This window comes from Streptomyces sp. MB09-02B, from assembly GCF_033794485.1.
In the GTDB taxonomy this organism is placed as follows: Bacteria; Actinomycetota; Actinomycetes; order Streptomycetales; family Streptomycetaceae; genus Streptomyces.
This window is the reverse complement of record NZ_JARGEE010000220.1, coordinates 1-15,267: the sequence shown is the minus strand read 5'-3', so window position 1 is coordinate 15,267 and position 15,267 is coordinate 1. Positions and strand designations below refer to the sequence as shown.

General features: G+C 69.9%; 11 protein-coding genes, 1 tRNA gene and 1 riboswitch. Of the genes, 10 read left to right on the top strand and 2 right to left on the bottom strand.

All coding sequences use genetic code 11. The features are described 5' to 3' along the window. The 9 genes from P1P70_RS26945 to P1P70_RS26905 form a co-directional block, all read left to right on the top strand. The coding region (locus tag P1P70_RS26945; RefSeq protein ID WP_413471553.1) for a cytochrome P450 family protein at positions 1 to 1,291 on the top strand (1,291 nt) is incomplete at its 5' end. Between the two features lie 207 nt (positions 1,292 to 1,498). After that, a complete protein-coding gene (locus P1P70_RS26940; protein WP_319242108.1) occupies positions 1,499 to 2,560 on the top strand; it encodes a transglycosylase family protein in 1,062 nt (353 codons plus the stop codon). A gap of 182 nt (positions 2,561 to 2,742) precedes the next feature. Beyond that, positions 2,743 to 2,942: riboswitch (cyclic di-AMP (ydaO/yuaA leader) on the top strand. Positions 2,943 to 2,946: 4 nt separating this feature from the next. Then, the gene (locus P1P70_RS26935) at positions 2,947 to 3,639 is read left to right on the top strand and encodes a transglycosylase family protein (protein ID WP_319242106.1); all 693 of its coding nucleotides are present in this window, start codon (positions 2,947 to 2,949) and stop codon (positions 3,637 to 3,639) included. Positions 3,640 to 4,068: 429 nt separating this feature from the next. Then, positions 4,069 to 5,349, top strand: coding sequence for a phosphopyruvate hydratase (gene eno / locus P1P70_RS26930; protein ID WP_086784875.1), 1,281 nt, complete (start codon positions 4,069 to 4,071; stop codon positions 5,347 to 5,349). 116 nt (positions 5,350 to 5,465) lie between these two features. Then, positions 5,466 to 5,948 (top strand): septum formation initiator family protein, encoded by a 483-nt coding sequence (locus tag P1P70_RS26925; protein ID WP_319242103.1) that lies wholly within the window; start codon positions 5,466 to 5,468, stop codon positions 5,946 to 5,948. A 58-nt stretch (positions 5,949 to 6,006) separates the two neighbouring features. After that, positions 6,007 to 6,537 (top strand): DUF501 domain-containing protein, encoded by a 531-nt coding sequence (locus tag P1P70_RS26920; RefSeq protein ID WP_045556300.1) that lies wholly within the window; start codon positions 6,007 to 6,009, stop codon positions 6,535 to 6,537. Beyond that, a complete protein-coding gene (locus tag P1P70_RS26915) occupies positions 6,534 to 7,475 on the top strand; it encodes a Ppx/GppA phosphatase family protein (protein WP_319242101.1) in 942 nt (313 codons plus the stop codon). The genes P1P70_RS26920 and P1P70_RS26915 overlap by 4 nt, the downstream gene beginning before the upstream one ends. 481 nt (positions 7,476 to 7,956) lie before the next feature. Next, entirely contained in the window at positions 7,957 to 9,339 is a 1,383-nt protein-coding gene (locus P1P70_RS26910) for an NAD(P)/FAD-dependent oxidoreductase (RefSeq protein ID WP_319242099.1), read from the top strand. Positions 9,340 to 9,671: 332 nt separating this feature from the next. Next, positions 9,672 to 10,973: a class I SAM-dependent methyltransferase gene (locus P1P70_RS26905; RefSeq protein ID WP_319242097.1), complete on the top strand. Its 1,302-nt coding sequence runs from the start codon at positions 9,672 to 9,674 to the stop codon at positions 10,971 to 10,973. Between the two features lie 59 nt (positions 10,974 to 11,032). Here P1P70_RS26905 and P1P70_RS26900 read toward each other — a convergent pair whose 3' ends face one another. Together P1P70_RS26900 and P1P70_RS26895 are read right to left on the bottom strand one after the other, a co-directional pair. Then, positions 11,033 to 13,573, bottom strand: a complete 2,541-nt coding sequence (locus P1P70_RS26900; protein WP_319242095.1) for an ABC transporter permease — start codon at positions 13,571 to 13,573, stop codon at positions 11,033 to 11,035. Positions 13,574 to 13,636: 63 nt separating this feature from the next. Further along, positions 13,637 to 14,407, bottom strand: a complete 771-nt coding sequence (locus P1P70_RS26895; RefSeq protein WP_319242093.1) for an ABC transporter ATP-binding protein — start codon at positions 14,405 to 14,407, stop codon at positions 13,637 to 13,639. A gap of 492 nt (positions 14,408 to 14,899) precedes the next feature. Here P1P70_RS26895 and P1P70_RS26890 point away from each other — a divergent pair. Continuing rightward, positions 14,900 to 14,981 (top strand) — tRNA-Leu (locus P1P70_RS26890). The last annotated feature ends 286 nt before the right edge of the window (positions 14,982 to 15,267 follow it).

The window sequence follows — 15,267 nt, the reverse complement described above, 5'->3', positions numbered from 1 at the left end:
CACCCCCACCGGCACTCCCACGGGACCCCCCGCGCCCGAGCTGTTCACCTGGGAGTTCGCCACCGACCCCTACCCGGCGTACGCCTGGCTCCGCGAGCACGCCCCGGTGCATCGGACCCGGCTGCCCAGCGGTGTGGAGGCCTGGCTGGTCACCCGCTACACCGACGCCAAGCAGGCCCTCGCCGACGCACGCCTGTCGAAGAACCCCGCGCACCACGACGAGCCCGCCCACGCGAAGGGGAAGACCGGTATCCCCGGTGAGCGCAAGGCCGAGTTGATGACCCATCTGCTCAACATCGATCCGCCGGACCACACGCGACTGCGCCGACTCGTGTCGAAGGCGTTCACACCCCGCCGGGTCGCCGAGTTCGCCCCCCGGGTCCAGGAGTTGACCGATCAGCTCATCGACCGCTTCGCGGAGACGGGCGAGGCCGACCTCATCCACGACTTCGCCTTCCCCCTCCCCATCTACGCCATCTGCGACCTGCTCGGCGTCCCCCGCGAGGACCAGGACGACTTCCGGGACTGGGCGGGCATGATGATCCGGCACGGCGGCGGCCCGAGGGGCGGTGTCGCGCGCTCGGTCAAGAAGATGCGCGGCTACCTCGCCGACCTCATCCACCGCAAGCGGGAAGGTCTCACCGAGCACGCCGCCCCCGGCGAGGACCTCATCTCCGGCCTCATCCGGGCCTCCGACCACGGCGAGCACCTCACCGAGAACGAGGCCTCGGCGATGGCGTTCATCCTGCTCTTCGCCGGGTTCGAGACGACCGTCAACCTCATCGGGAACGGCACCTACGCCCTGCTCACCCACCCCGAGCAACGCACCCGCCTCCAGGACTCCCTCGCCGCGGGGGAGACCGCGCTGCTCGAAACCGGCGTCGAGGAACTTTTGCGCTACGACGGCCCCGTCGAACTCGCCACCTGGCGCTTCGCGACCGAGCCCCTCACCCTCGGCGGGCAGGACATCGCCGCCGGCGACCCCGTCCTCGTCGTCCTCGCGGCGGCCGACCGCGACCCGGCCCGCTTCGCGGACCCCGACACCCTCGACCTCTCCCGCCGTGACAACCAACACCTCGGCTACGGCCACGGCATCCACTACTGTCTCGGCGCCCCCCTCGCCCGCCTCGAAGGCCAGACCGCGCTGGCGACGCTCCTCACCCGTCTCCCCGACCTTCGACTCGCGGTGGAATCAACGGATTTGAGATGGCGGGGAGGGCTCATCATGCGGGGATTGCGCACGCTTCCGGTGGAATTCACCCCGCGTGGGCGATCCGAAGGCGGCTCGTGAACGGTACGTAGTAGTACCCGGGCAGCCCGTAGCACTACCGCATTCCGCGTAGGAAAGTGACACTCCCTCAAGTCCGTGATCTTCACGTGATCCGCGCTGCATTAACTTGTGACAACTGATCGACTGCCGCTACGTTCACACGTCAGTGCGAAGGGGTCACCCCACACCCTTCGCACGGGTCACTGCTGTCGTGTGAAAGGCAACCGCATGCTCTCCGGGAACGGTCGTCACCGTCGCCCCCGTCAGGCACCCGCCCTCCTCGTCGCGGCCGGAGTGACCGGCTCGGCCATCGCGATCCCCCTGCTCGGCGCCACCGGCGCGAGCGCGGCCGACGGAACCACCTGGGACCAGGTGGCGGAGTGCGAGAGCGGTGGCTTCTGGAGCGCGGACACCGGGAACGGACGCTACGGCGGCCTCCAGCTCACCCAGGCGAACTGGGAGAAGTACGGAGGCCTCGACTACGCGACGAGCGCCGACCAGGCCAGCCGTTCGCAGCAGATAGCCGTCGCCGAGAAGGTGCTCGCCGACCAGGGCGTCGGCGTATGGGCCACCTGCGGCCTGCTCCACAACCTTGGCGGCGACTCCGGTTCGGCCGACGTGAACACGGGCATCGCGGATGACTCGACGAAGTCGGGCAATTCATCTGATTCTTCCGATGCTTCGAGTTCGTCAGATTCGTCTGATTCATCCACTTCGGCCGATAAGGCTGATAAGACCGGTGATGTCGGTGATGCCGACGAGACCGACTCGGCCAAGTCCGTCGACTCGGTCGACTCCGGCGCGTCGGGTGACTCGACCTCCGATGCCGCAGAAGGGTCCAATAAGGCCAAGGCCGGCACGGGTGCCGGCTCCGACTCGGACGGCTCCGCGGACCCCGAGGGCGCAAAATCGGACAAGTCGCCACAGAGTGATGACTCTTCGGTCGACGAGAGCGAGAGCGGCACGGGTCGCCATCGCGGCGCCAGTGCCGACGAGGGCGCCGCAGCCGAGGCGGAGGGCGGCACGGACGCGGCCGAGGGCTCCCGCGCCGCCGACTCCACCCCCTCCGGCCGTCACGCCTCCCGTGGCGGCGACGCGGCCCGGGAGGCCGTGGACGGCGCGTACACCGTCCGCGCGGGCGACAGCCTGACGCGGATCGCCAACTCGCTGGACCTGACCGGCGGGTGGCGCGAGCTGTACGCCGAGAACGAGAGCACGGTCGGAACTGACCCGGACCTTATCCTTCCCGGTCAGACCCTCGAAGTCGGTGCCGAAACGGGCGAAAAGTAGCGAGAGTTCGGGTCACTGTTCGCCCCTGAATGCCCGTTTTGATCTCCGTGGGAGATGAATCACAGACCCCCTGATCGTCTTTGAAATTCGGGCAATCACGTGTTTACGGTCGTGACCGCTCGCCACAGCGGGCCCCTGCGGTCGGTACGCCGAATCCTGCCAACGGCCGCAAGGAACAGTCGTCGCGTCAAGCGCCGTAGGCAGGAGCGGGGGACCCAAGGTAAGTGCCGGGTCCGGTGGTTGCGGCCCTTCGGGGGCGCACGTCCGGAACCGGCTCGGGGTGAAGCCGCGCGACGTGAGCCGAGAGGCGAGCGGGCGCGGCCGGGCAACTCAACCGGCCCGAACCCGACAGCTCACCTCGCAGGCGTCGGTGAGGGGATCTCTCCATGCTGTTTTCCAGCAAGGGCAAGCACCGTCGTCCGTCCAAGGCCGCTCGCGCCATCGCCGTCGCCGGTGTCACCGGCGCCGCGGCGGTCGCCGCCCCGCTGATGGCCGCCGGCAGCGCCTCCGCCGCCACCGCCTCCGAGTGGGACACCGTCGCCCAGTGCGAGTCCGGCGGCAACTGGTCCATCAACACCGGCAACGGCTACTACGGCGGCCTGCAGTTCTCGGCCTCCACCTGGGCCGGCTACGGCGGCACGAAGTACGCCTCCACCGCCGACCAGGCCACCAAGGCGCAGCAGATCGAGATCGCCGAGAAGGTCCTCGCGGGCCAGGGCAAGGGTGCCTGGCCGGTCTGCGGCAAGGGCCTGTCCGGTGCCGCGTACGACGGCGCCGCCGCCTCCTCCGGCTCCTCGAACTCCGGCTCCGCGCAGCAGAACACCCAGGAGAGCACCAAGAAGAGCACCGAGGACACCCGCGCCTCCCGCTCCTCCGAGCGTGCCACCGTCGAGACCCCGACCGGCAAGAAGGTCAAGAAGGGCGACGGCGAGTACAAGGTCGTCAGCGGCGACACCCTCAGCGCCATCGCCGAGAAGAAGAACGTCAAGGGTGGCTGGGAGAAGCTCTTCGAGCTGAACAAGGACATCATCGACGACGCCGACTTCATCTACCCGGGCCAGCAGCTCCACCTGAGCTGACCCCCGGCGCCGGCGACGGCCACCACGCGCCTGCCGCCCCACGGCCGCCCCCACGGCCGGGCAGGCGGGGCGGGTTCGGCTGGGCCGAGAAATTCGGGCCGCTTCCCAGCTGAACCACAGCCCGCTCACATCCGTGTCCTCCATAGTGAAGACCTCGTGAGGGCCGTCCCCCCGTCCCCACGGGCTCCCCGCTCCGGTGCGCATTCCCCCGTACGCACCGGGGCGGGGTTTTTCATGCCCGCCTCTTCCTTCTCTTCCTTCTGTTCACTTTCTGGCCCGCCCCCCTTTGTTCCGCGCTGGAACAATGGGTACGGTCTCTCTGTCCACGGGACGGTCGGTCGGCTGCCGACGAGCCCGGGGCGGTTAGGCTCTAGTCGCAAGGCCCGCGGGCCCCGCACTTCCGCGTCACATCCCATGAAGGAGATGCTCGTGCCGTCCATCGACGTCGTCGTAGCCCGGGAAATCCTCGACTCACGAGGCAACCCCACCGTCGAGGTCGAGGTCGGCCTCGACGACGGCAGCACGGGTCGTGCCGCCGTTCCGTCCGGCGCCTCCACCGGTGCCTTCGAAGCCATCGAGCTGCGTGACGGCGACCCCAACCGCTACCTCGGCAAGGGCGTCGAGAAGGCCGTCCTCGCCGTGATCGAGCAGATCGGCCCGGAGCTCGTCGGCTACGACGCCACCGAGCAGCGCCTCATCGACCAGGCGATGTTCGACCTGGACGCCACCGACAACAAGGGCTCCCTCGGCGCCAACGCCATCCTCGGCGTCTCCCTCGCCGTCGCCCACGCCGCCTCCGAGGCCAGCGACCTCCCGCTCTTCCGCTACCTGGGCGGCCCGAACGCGCACCTGCTGCCCGTTCCGATGATGAACATCCTGAACGGCGGCTCGCACGCCGACTCCAACGTGGACATCCAGGAGTTCATGATCGCCCCCATCGGCGCGGAGTCCTTCTCCGAGGCCCTGCGCTGGGGCGCCGAGGTCTACCACACCCTCAAGAAGGTGCTGAAGACCAAGGGCCTGTCCACCGGCCTCGGCGACGAGGGCGGCTTCGCCCCGAACCTGGAGTCCAACCGCGCCGCCCTGGACCTCATCCTGGAGGCCATCAAGGAGGCCGGTTACACCCCCGGCGAGCAGATCGCCCTCGCCCTCGACGTCGCCGCCTCCGAGTTCTACAAGGACGGCGTCTACACCTTCGAGGGCAAGGAGCGCTCCGCCGCCGAGATGACGGAGTACTACGCCGACCTCGTCGCGTCGTACCCGCTCGTCTCCATCGAGGACCCGCTGTTCGAGGACGACTGGGCGGGCTGGAACACCATCACCGAGAAGCTGGGCGACAAGGTCCAGATCGTCGGCGACGACCTCTTCGTCACCAACCCCGAGCGTCTCGCCCGCGGCATCGAGGAGGGCTCCGCCAACGCCCTGCTGGTCAAGGTCAACCAGATCGGTTCGCTGACCGAGACCCTGGACGCCGTCGAGCTGGCCCAGCGCAACGGCTTCAAGTGCATGATGTCCCACCGCTCCGGCGAGACCGAGGACGTCACCATCGCCGACCTCGCCGTCGCCGTGAACTGCGGTCAGATCAAGACCGGCGCCCCGGCCCGCTCGGACCGCGTCGCCAAGTACAACCAGCTGCTGCGCATCGAGGAGATCCTCGACGACGCCGCGGTCTACGCCGGCCGCTCGGCCTTCCCCCGCTTCAAGGGCTGACCCGTACAGGGTTAAGGCTTAGCCAGTCGTACGTCCCCGTACCGGTCCCGTACCGTGTGCGGGGACGTACGCGCGTGCGCGCGGGAGACAGGCAGAAGCGGAAGGGGAAGCGGGACATGGCCGTGAAGGACCGGGACCGGGACCGTTTCTCCACCGCGACGCGGCTGAAGGTGCTCGGAGAGCAGACGGCCGCCCGGGTCTACCGCTCCCAGACCAAGCGCCAGGCCCGCCGCTCCCGGCTGACCGGCCGGGCCGCGCTGCTCGCCCTCGTCCTCTGCTCGATGATCGTGGCGCTCGCCTATCCCATAAGGCAGTACGTCTCCCAGCGCGCCGAGATCGCCGACATGCAGCGGGAGCGCGAGGAGGCGCGCGAGCGCGTCGAGGAGCTGCGCGACCTCAAGGCGCGCTGGCAGGACGACGCGTACGCCGAGCAGCGCATCCGGGAGCGGCTGCACTATGTGATGCCGGGCGAGACCGGCTACACGATGGTCGACCCGGACGCGGCGAAGCAGTCCCGTACGACCCAGGGGGCGGCCGACCGTCCCTGGTACACCAATGTCTGGGACGGGGTCGACAAGGCCGACGCCGCCGACAGCTGAACGGCCACCTTCGTGACCGTCAACCGATGAGCCACACCGAGGACTTGAGTAGCAGGTTATGCAGACCCCTCCGCCGCCCACCCCGCGCACCGAGCCGACCGACGCCGACGTCGAGGCCTTCCAGCAGCAGCTCGGGCGCCCGCCGCGCGGGCTGCGCGCCATCGCGCACCGCTGCCCCTGCGGACAGCCCGATGTCGTCGAGACGGCGCCGCGCCTGCCGGACGGGACGCCTTTCCCCACGACGTACTACCTGACGTGCCCGCGCGCGGCCTCCGCGATCGGCACGCTGGAGGCGAACGGCGTGATGAAGGAGATGACGGAGCGGCTGGCGACCGACCCCGAACTGGCCGCCGCCTACCGGGCCGCGCACGAGGACTACATCGCCCGCCGTGACGAGATCGAGGTCCTGGAGGGCTTCCCCAGCGCGGGCGGCATGCCGGACCGGGTGAAGTGCCTGCACGTCCTCGTCGGCCACTCGCTGGCCGCCGGTCCCGGCGTCAACCCGCTGGGCGACGAGGCGATCGCGATGCTGCCGGAGTGGTGGGCCAAGGGGCCGTGCGTCACGCTTCCCGAGGGGGACGACCAGTGACCCGGGTCGCCGCCGTCGACTGCGGCACGAACTCCATCCGGCTCCTCGTCGCCGACTGCGACCCGGCCACCGGTGAACTCGTCGAGCTGGACCGGCGGATGATCATCGTGCGGCTGGGCCAGGGCGTCGACCGCACGGGCCGGCTGGCCCCCGAGGCGCTGGAGCGGACCTTCGCGGCCTGCCGCGAGTACGCGGCCGTCATCAAGGAACTGGGCGCCGAGCGGATCCGTTTCGTCGCCACCTCCGCCTCCCGGGACGCCGAGAACCGGGACGAGTTCGTGCGCGGGGTGTTCGACATCCTCGGCGTCGAGCCCGAGGTGATCTCCGGCGACCGCGAGGCCGAGTTCTCCTTCACCGGTGCCACCAAGGAGCTGACCGGCCGCACCGACCTCATCAGGCCGTACCTGGTCGTGGACATCGGCGGCGGCTCCACCGAGTTCGTCGTCGGCGACGACCAGGTGCGCGGCGCCCGCTCCGTGGACATCGGCTGTGTACGGCTGACCGAGCGGCACCTCGTCCGGGACGGGGTGGTCGTCGACCCGCCCGGGCCGGAGCAGATCGCCGCGATCCGCGCCGACATCGAGGCCGCCCTCGACCTCGCCGAGCGCGACGTGCCGCTGCGCGAGGCGCACACCCTGGTCGGGCTGGCCGGTTCGGTCACCACCCTGTCCGCGATCGCCCAGGACCTGCCCGCGTACGACTCGGCGGCCATCCACCACTCCCGGATCCCGTACGACCGGGTCCGGGAGATCACCGAGTGGCTGCTGCGGTCCACGCACGCCGAGCGGGAGGCCGTTCCCTCCATGCATCCCGGCCGGGTGGACGTGATCGCGGCGGGCGCCCTCGTCCTGCTGTCGATCATGGAGCGGATCGGGGCGACGGAGGTCGTGGTGAGCGAACACGACATTCTGGACGGCATCGCCTGGTCAGTGGCGTAGGTCGCGGGTGGCCGCCGGGTTCCTCCCGGCGGCCCGCAGGCGCTTGTGAGCGGGTGTTTACTACTCGCCGGTAGCCTCGCCTGAGCTGTTCGGATAACGTATGAGCGCGTCCGAGGGGTGCTCCGGCACCTCTCGTCGACCCGGCGCCGAGAAACTTCGTGAAGTTCTTCACAAGAGAATCGCCCCTGTTGAGCGATGTTTTGAGGCTCCGCAGAGCGTTCCGGAGGCCCAGGGGGTCAACAGGGCGTCCCCGAAGGGGTTTCGCGGGGGTCTCGTCCGTGTGAAACCGAAGGGTGGTCCAGGGCCCCCGAGAGGCCGGAACGGCAGTTCACGCGGCCTTGACAACGGTCAAACCCCCCGGCTGGTCCCCTGGTGGGCCGAGGGGTCGGTCAAAGGGGTCGCGCAGTGTAGCAGAGGGCGCGGGGAAGCTTGTGAAGGGGCGCACGAGCGACCCCCGTATGGCGGGTACATACTCGATGGCATGAGCACCACGGAGCGTCCCAGGATCCTCGTAGTAGGCGGTGGGTACGTAGGCCTGTACGCAGCTCGGCGCATCCTCAAGAAGATGCGCTACGGAGAGGCGACCGTCACGGTCGTCGACCCCCGGTCGTACATGACCTACCAGCCCTTCCTCCCCGAAGCCGCCGCCGGCAGCATCTCCCCCCGGCACGTCGTCGTCCCGCTGCGACGCGTGCTGCCGAAGGCGGAGGTCCTCACCGGTCGGGTCACCACCATCGACCAGGACCGCAAGGTCGCCACGATCGCCCCGCTGGTCGGCGAGGCGTACGAGCTGCCCTTCGACTACCTGGTGATCGCGCTCGGCGCGGTCTCCCGCACCTTCCCGATCCCCGGCCTCGCCGAACAGGGCATCGGCATGAAGGGCATCGAGGAGGCCATCGGCCTGCGCAACCACGTCCTCGAGCAGCTCGACAAGGCCGACTCCACGACCGACGAGGACGTCCGCCGCAAGGCGTTGACCTTCGTCTTCGTGGGCGGTGGCTTCGCCGGCGCGGAGACCATCGGCGAGGTCGAGGACATGGCCCGCGACGCCGCGAAGTACTACAAGAACGTGTCCCGTGAGGACATGCGCTTCGTGCTCGTCGACGCCGCCGACAAGATCCTCCCCGAGGTCGGCCCGAAGCTCGGCAGCTACGGCAAGGAGCACCTGGAGGGCCGTGGGGTCGAGGTCTACCTCAACACCTCCATGGACTCCTGCGTCGACGGCCACGTCGTGCTGAAGAACGGCCTGGAGGTCGACTCCAACACGATCGTCTGGACCGCCGGCGTCAAGCCGAACCCGGTCCTCTCGCGCTACGGCCTCCCCCTCGGCCCGCGTGGCCACGTGGACGCGTCGCCGACCCTCCAGGTCACCGGCACCGACTACATCTGGGCCGCCGGCGACAACGCCCAGGTCCCGGACGTCGCCGCCCGCAAGGCCGGCGTGGAGAACGCCTGGTGCCCGCCGAACGCGCAGCACGCGCTGCGTCAGGCCAAGGTCCTCGGCGACAACGTGGTCTCCGGTATGCGGGGCTTCCCGCAGAAGGAGTACGCGCACTCCAACAAGGGCGCGGTGGCGGGTCTCGGCCTCCACAAGGGCGTCGCGATGATCGTCATGGGCAAGATGAAGATCAAGCTGCGCGGTCGCCTGGCGTGGTACATGCACCGTGGCTACCACGGTCTCGCGATGCCGACCTGGAACCGCAAGATCCGGGTCTTCGCCGACTGGACGCTCGCGATGTTCCTCAAGCGTGAGGTCGTCTCCCTCGGCGCGATCGAGACGCCGCGTGAGGAGTTCTACGAGGCGGCCAAGCCCGCGCCGGTCGCTGCCGCGAGCAAGACCGGGGAGAAGGCCAAGGCCTCCTGACCTGTTGACCCATCCGAAGGGCCTCCCGCCATCCGTGGTGCGGGGGGCCCTTCGGCGTTGGGCGCCCAGTGACTCGGGGGTGCGGGTCTCGTCGGCGGGTGCGGGTGCGTGGGGCTTCTCACGCAGTTCCCCGCGCCCCTGAGAAGCAGGGCTGCGCCCCGTGCTTTTCAGGCCCGCAGGGCCTGGGCTTTCAGGGGCGCGGGGAACTGCGCGACCAGCCTTTACGCACCGCACCCGAAGAACACACCTCCCCACGGGAATACGACACAGCCCCGCAGGTGATTACCGTGGCGTTGGACATTCCGGGATCTCTTGTCACGGAGGTGTGCGCCATGCAGGACGCCGCGTCGCGGCTGAAGACCCTGTTCGAGCAGTTGTCGGGGGCCCCGCTCCCGGTCCGCCTGCGGGCCTGGGACGGCTCGACGGCCGGGCCGCCCCAGGCCCCCGTCCTCGTGGTACGCAGTCGCAGGGCCCTGCGCCGACTGCTGTGGAAGCCGGGCGAACTGGGCCTGGCCCGCGCCTGGGTCGCCGGTGACCTCGCTGTCGACGGCGACCTGTACGCCGTACTCGATCTGGTGGCCGCGCACGTGTGGGAGCGGGACGAGGACGCCCGGAGCCTCGCCGACATCCTGCGCGACCCGGAGGCGCGGGCAGCCGTCAAGGGGCTGCTGAAGCTGGCCGGCCCCGCCGTCCTGCTTCCGCCCGCACCGCCCCGCGAGGAGGTCCGCACCCGCCACCGGCACACCAGACACACCGACAGACGAGCCGTCAGCCACCACTACGACGTGGGCAACGACTTCTACGAGGCCGTTCTCGGCCCGTCGATGGTGTACTCCTGCGCCCACTGGTCCGCCTCCGACGGCACCACCACCCTCGAAGCCGCCCAGCACGACAAGCTCGACCTCATCTGCCGCAAACTCGGCCTGAGTCCGGGGCAGCGGCTCCTCGACGTCGGCTGCGGCTGGGGCTCCATGGCCGTGCACGCCGCCCGCGAGTACGGGGTCCACGTCGTCGGCGTCACCCTCTCCCAGGAGCAGGCCGCCCACGCCCGTAAGCGCGTCGCCGACGAGGGCCTCACCGACCGCGTCGAGATCCGTGTCCAGGACTACCGCGACGTCACCGACGGGCCCTACGACGCGATCTCCTCCGTCGGCATGGCCGAACACGTCGGCGCCGACAAGTACCTGGCGTACGCCGAGGACCTGTACCGGCTGCTCGCCCCCGGCGGACGGCTGCTCAACCACCAGATCTCCCGGCGGCCGCGGCGCGACGAGAGCAGGTACTCCGTCGACGGCTTCATCGACGCGTACGTCTTCCCGGACGGCGAACTCGCCCCGATCGGCATCACCGTCACCCAGCTCGAACGCGCCGGGTTCGAGGTCCGCGACGTGGAGTCCCTGCGCGAGCACTACGCCCTGACCCTGCGCGCCTGGGTCACCAACCTCGAAGCCCGCTGGGCGCACGCGGGCGCCCTGGTCGGCCCCGGCCGCGCCCGCGTCTGGCGCCTCTACATGGCGGCCTCCGCGCTCGGTTTCGAGCGCAACCACCTCGGCGTCAACCAGGTACTGGCCGTACGGACACCGGAAGGGGGTGCGTCGGGCCTCCCGCTCAGGTCCCGGACCTGGGGCGCCTGAAGGCCCGGACGGGGGCGCGTACGGCCATATACGCGCCCCCGTCCGTGTGCCTGCCTCGGCTACTCCGACTTGATCGCCGCGAGCATGTTCAGCTTCGCCGCGCGCCGGGCCGGCCACAGCGCGGCCAGGATGCCGACGGTGGCGGCGAGGAGGAGGAAGACGGCCATCCGGGCCCAGGGGACGACCAGTTCGTACGTCGGCATCCGGCTGGCGATCAGCTCACCGGCGGCCCAGCCGAAGAAGACACCCAGGCCGATGCCGAGGACACCGCCGAAGAGGGAGATGACCAGGGACTCCAGCCGGACCATCCGCTTGATGCCGCGCCGGTCGAGACCGATCGCGCGGAGCATGCCGATCTCCTGCGAGCGCTCGAACACCGACATGGCCAGGGTGTTGATGACGCCGAGGACGGCGACGATCACGGCCATGGCCAGCAGGCCGTACAGCATGTTCAGCATCAGCGTGAACATCTTCGCGATGTCGTCGGAGAGGTCCTGCCCGCTCTGGACCTTGATCGCCGGGTTCTCGCCGAGGGTCTTCTCCAGCCGGTCCTTGGTGGCGTCGGAGGCACCGGCCGAGGTCTTGACCATGACCATCATGTCGGCCGGGTCGACGTCGGCGGGCAGCCGCGCGTCGAGCGTCCTGTTGTCCAGGAGGATGCCCCGGATCAGCTCGTTGCTCTCGTAGACACCCGCGACCGTCAGCTTCTGCTTCTGCCCGCCCTCGAACCCGGCGGTCAACTCCGAACCGGCCTTCCAGCCGCGCCGCTCGGCGGTCTCCGCGTCCACCACGACCTCGCCGCCGCCGACCTTGAACGTCCCGTTGTCGAGCGGCAGGTCGGTGAGCTTCCCGATGGCCGAGCCGTTGACGCCCGTGAGGTACTCGGTCTCGTCGCCGATCCGGGACTCCGCGTTGCGCAGCGGCGAGACGGCGGTGACGCCCTCGGCGGCGGAGAGCTTCTTCTCCACGTCGGGGGAGAGGAAGTTGCCGTTGGCCATCGAGACGACGTAGTCCGCCTTGATGGCGTCGGCGGCCATCCTGCCGATGGCCTGCTGGAGGCTGCCCGCCATCACCGTCATCCCGGTGATCAGTGTCAGACCGATCATCAGGGCCGACGCGGTGGCGGCGGTGCGGCGCGGGTTGCGGACGGAGTTCTGCCGGGCGAGCTTGCCGGAGATCCCGAACACCCGCATGAGGGGTGCGGCGGCCGCGATCAGCGGGCGGGACAGCAGCGGGGTGAGGACGAAGACACCGATGATCAGCAGCACCGCGCCGATGCCCATCGGCGCCTGCCCGTCCGAGCCGTCCATGGTGGTGGCGTACAGCACGGTGGCGACGCCCGCGCCGGAGAACAGCGCGCCGATCGTGTTCCGGACGACCAGCGACTTGGTCGTCGCCTTCGCGTGCACGCTGCTCATCGCCGCGACCGGAGGGATCCTCGCCGCGCGGCGGCCCGGCAGCCAGGCGGCCAGCATCGTGATCAGTACGCCGACGAGCAGCGCGGTGGCGACCGTGCCGGGGGAGACCACCAGCGGGCCGGCGGGCACGGTCTCGCCGAGGGAGCTGATCAGGGCCCGCATCCCGGCACCGATCCCGACACCGGCGGCCAGACCGGTGACCGCGGCCACCAGGCCCACCACGAACGCCTCGATCAGCACGGACCGCGTGACCTGGCGGCGGGAGGCGCCGACCGCGCGCAGCAGGGCCAGTTCCTTGGTGCGCTGGGCGACCAGCATCGTGAAGGTGTTGGCGATGATGAACGTGCCCACGAACAGGGCGATCCCGGCGAAGACCAGCAGCGCGTTCTTCAGGCCGCTCATCTCGGCGGCGATCTGCGTGGCCTGGTCGTCCGCGAGCTGCTGACCGGTGGTGGTGTGGACGGAGTCCTTCGGCAGGACCTTCTCGACGGACTTCTGCAACTGGGCCTGGCTGGTGCCGGCCGCCGCCGTCACGTTGATCGTGTCGTACTCGCCCTTCATGTGGAAGAGCTTCTGCGCGGTCGCCGTGTCGAACAGGGTGAGGCTGCCACCGGCGGCGACATTGCCGTCGTCCGTCGTGAAGATCCCGCTGACGGTGGGGGTGAGGACCGGGCCGTCGACGGAGAGCCGCACGGTGTCGCCCACCTCGTACCCGGCCCGCTTCGCGGTCTCCGAGTCGATCGCGACCTCGTCCGGGCCCTCGGGCGCGCGGCCGCCGTCCCGGAGGGGGTACCGGGGGTCGTCCGTCCCCCAGTAGTTCCCGCCCTGCGACTGGAAGCCGCCGCCGATCAGCTTGCCGTCCTTGCCGGCGAGGGCGGTGAACCCGCTCACCACCCCGATCGCCGACTCGGCGCCGGGCGTTCGCTCGACCTTCTCCAGCACCTCGGGAGTCAGCTTCGGCTGGTCGGCGACGGTGTCGCCCTCGTCCGGCTGGTACCCCGGCCGGATCGAGACGTCCACCTGGTCGAAGCCCTTGGCCGAGCTCTTCTGGAGCGCGTCCGAGATGGTGTTGGTGAAGACCAGCGTGCCGGACACGAAGGCGACGCCGAGCATCACCGCGAGCACGGTCATGAGAAGCCTGGCCTTGTGCGAGAGCACGTTGCGCAGGGCGGTACGGAACATGGAGGGGTCCTGGTTTCGGGGTCGGGGCGGGTGGGGTGGGTCGGTGCGGGTGCGTGAACTCCCCTAGCTGGTACGCCCCTTGGTGTCGAACCTCTTCATCCGGTCCAGCACCAGGTCCGCCGTCGGCTCGTGCATCTCGTCCACGATGCGGCCGTCGGCGAGGAAGATGACCCGGTCCGCGTACGCCGCGGCCACCGGGTCGTGGGTCACCATCACCACGGTCTGCCCCAACTCCCGTACGGAGTTGCGCAGGAAGCCCAGCACCTCGGCGCCCGAGCGGGAGTCGAGGTTTCCGGTGGGCTCGTCCCCGAAGATGATGTCCGGCCGTGAGGCGAGGGCCCGCGCCACGGCGACGCGCTGCTGCTGGCCGCCGGAGAGCTGGGGGGGCCGGTGGCTCAGCCGGTCGGCCAGGCCCACCATCCGGATCACGGTGTCCAGCCACTGCTTGTCCGGCTTGCGGCCCGCGATGTCCATCGGGAGGGTGATGTTCTCCAGCGCGGTCAGCGTCGGCAGCAGGTTGAACGCCTGGAAGATGAAGCCGATCTTGTCCCGGCGGAGCTTGGTGAGCTGCTTGTCCTTCAGCGAGCCCAGTTCGGTCTCGCCGATGCGGACGGAGCCGGCCGAGAAGGTGTCCAGGCCGGCCACACAGTGCATCAGCGTGGACTTGCCGGACCCCGAGGGGCCCATGATCGCGGTGAACTGGGCCTGCCGGAAGTCGACGGTGACCTGGTCCAGCGCGACCACCCGGGTCTCGCCCTGTCCGTAGACCTTCGACAGTTCCGTGGCGCGGGCGGCCACGGCGGTGGACCGGTCGGCGAGGGGAGTGGTGGTCACGGGTGGGAACTCCTGTCGGGACGACGGCGTTTGGGGTGTGCGAGAGCGGCCAGGACCGTGACGCGTGCCGAGGGCATGCCGGGGCCGTTCGCTTCTTGCTTCGTGGATGGCTCCATCGTCTCGATGCCGGGGCGCCGTGTAGTCAGCCGCTGTTCCGGTTCCGGGGGCAGACTTCTGACGGACCGGCGGGCGCCGGGTCATACCTGGGGATGACGGCGGGCTCCGACCCCGGATGCCAGGCACTGACCGACACGAGTCACCGCGTCACCGCGCGTGCCGTCGGTGGGACCGCCCGTTCGGGCGGTGAAATTCCGTCATTCCGCACACGGGCGGTCTTGCCGTCCGTAAGGCTACTGGCAAGTGCGGATGGCGTGTTCCGTGGGCTGATGCACCCTCAGACGTCAATAAAATAAGACAACATCGGTCCGCTCTTCGACTGTTCGGGGGAGGCGTCCCGATAGGCTCGGGACCTCAGCGCGGAGCCCATGGCCTGCCCGGATGGTGGAATGCAGACACGGCGAGCTTAAACCTCGCTGCCCTCGCGGGCGTACCGGTTCAAGTCCGGTTCCGGGCACCTCCGACCAAACCAGTACATTTCCTTTCAGGCCTCCACATGTCTCCCGGCGGCGAGGTGCCGCCCACACTCACCGAGCGCACGCCGCCTCCACGGGTCCGGCGCGACGCGGAGGCGGACGCACGGCAAGTGCCTCGCGGCGGCGGCCGTTCTCCCCCGGTCCGCCCGACGGCGGCTCGGACCCGGTCCCGACACCCGTCACCATCGCGTCCGCGAGGTCACGGGGTGTAATGGGGCCCGCTTGGGTTGAGGGGGGTGGGGGGGGGAAACAGGGGGACGCGTAACT

Excerpts from the sequence above, each read along its gene's own strand:
- P1P70_RS26940 (WP_319242108.1), top strand. The coding sequence starts at position 1,499 with ATGCTCTCCGGGAACGGTCGTCACCGTCGCCCCCGTCAGGCACCCGCC.
- P1P70_RS26935 (WP_319242106.1), top strand. The coding sequence starts at position 2,947 with ATGCTGTTTTCCAGCAAGGGCAAGCACCGTCGTCCGTCCAAGGCCGCT.
- P1P70_RS26925 (WP_319242103.1), top strand. The coding sequence starts at position 5,466 with ATGGCCGTGAAGGACCGGGACCGGGACCGTTTCTCCACCGCGACGCGG.
- P1P70_RS26920 (WP_045556300.1), top strand. The coding sequence starts at position 6,007 with ATGCAGACCCCTCCGCCGCCCACCCCGCGCACCGAGCCGACCGACGCC.
- P1P70_RS26910 (WP_319242099.1), top strand. The coding sequence starts at position 7,957 with ATGAGCACCACGGAGCGTCCCAGGATCCTCGTAGTAGGCGGTGGGTAC.
- P1P70_RS26905 (WP_319242097.1), top strand. The coding sequence starts at position 9,672 with ATGCAGGACGCCGCGTCGCGGCTGAAGACCCTGTTCGAGCAGTTGTCG.
- P1P70_RS26900 (WP_319242095.1), bottom strand. The coding sequence starts at position 13,573 with ATGTTCCGTACCGCCCTGCGCAACGTGCTCTCGCACAAGGCCAGGCTT.